1 protein-coding gene is annotated in these 1,360 nt (G+C 51.0%); it reads left to right on the top strand.

What is annotated here, in order from left to right:
• Positions 1 to 476 precede the first annotated feature (476 nt).
• Positions 477 to 1,247 (top strand): hypothetical protein, encoded by a 771-nt coding sequence (locus MED297_RS14515; RefSeq protein ID WP_040557270.1) that lies wholly within the window; start codon positions 477 to 479, stop codon positions 1,245 to 1,247.
• Positions 1,248 to 1,360 lie beyond the last annotated feature (113 nt).

The raw sequence follows: 1,360 nt of genomic DNA, 5'->3' as shown, positions 1-1,360 counted from the left end.
TGGCGCTTTCTGACCGGCCAGATTCGGGTACATCGGCACCATGGAAATACCGTTCTGACCATGGCATGCGGCACAGGTGGCCGCTTTGGCTTTGCCCGCTTCGATATCAGCAGCGAAGGCAGACGTTACCATCAACCCGGCCATCAACAACACGGCAGTTTTTTTCATTATTTTCTCCTGTTTGAAACATGAAATGTTATCGAATGGTGACACATGAATGCCCAACAAGGGCGCGGACTGACAAAAACCGTCAGTCTTCAGTCAAGTTCTTGTGCTAAAACCTAGATCGTGTTCATTTTTTCTGCAACCCAATCCTCTAGAATCGTTCATTTACCATTCAGCTTCAATCGGGCCAACAACAAATGACGAGTCAATGTACAAAAATATTGATCTGCAGCACTTTTCCGCTGGCAGTTCTGTCCGCCTGCGCTCCTGAAACCAACTCCCGATACGGAGATGCCCACTGGGACCCGCAATTGACTTGGGAAACCGCTCAGGTCATTGATCAACCCGAACTGCGCATCGTCTATCACGATACCGATCCGGCCGATGACAATGAAGTCTGGGAAGGCTACGTCAGCATTGATTTTTCAGATCTGGCACAGCGTGACGAAGGTGGCGAAAACACCGCTCTGCTCAGTTACTCAGTCGGCACCAACGAACCACTGGCGATCCCAAACAGCATGCTGCAGAACAGCGCCGGCGCCGAATGGTCCAAGTTTTATTACGACACCACCACCAATACAGACTGGCGATTACGATTGACCGAGCCGGAAAACTATACGTTTTATCTGGATCTGGCCGTGCGCCAGCCCAACGGGACCTTACGTCTTTATAATTTCGAATGGAACGACGTCATTTTGCCGGGGTCGCTGACTCGCGATACCTTTTGGCAGAATCGTGTCAACAGTTCGATCGTTGAAAACTGCATTTCCTGCCATGACGAGAACGGCAGTGATGCCTACAGCGCTTTCGATCTGGATTACAATTCTAACGACATCAGAGTCCTGCGAACTGACTTCATAAATGAAGTAGGCGAAGCCGATGATGGCCAAAACCTACCCGACTGGCCCTTCAACTCGGCACATACCGGCGTTGGCAACGCCAATCAGATCACAGGCGGTGCCCGTCGTGATTTTACGACGTTTGTTCAGGCGGTGTCGGACGCCAATGACCCGAACACGAACTTCACCATCACCACGGTCGAGCCTCCTTCAATGATGGAAAACGACCCCTACAACAACTGAACGGGCGGTTAGCACACCACTACGTTCACTGCGAGACCGCCTAAGGGCGGTCTCTTTGTATTTGCTAACCATATCTTCACCGGTCTGACGCATGGTTTCGATGCAAGCATCTA

This window comes from Reinekea blandensis MED297, assembly GCF_000153185.1.
GTDB classification, from domain to species: Bacteria; Pseudomonadota; Gammaproteobacteria; order Pseudomonadales; family Natronospirillaceae; genus Reinekea; species Reinekea blandensis.
Note: the sequence above shows the minus strand (reverse complement) of the source record. Positions and strands in the feature narration are given on the sequence as shown.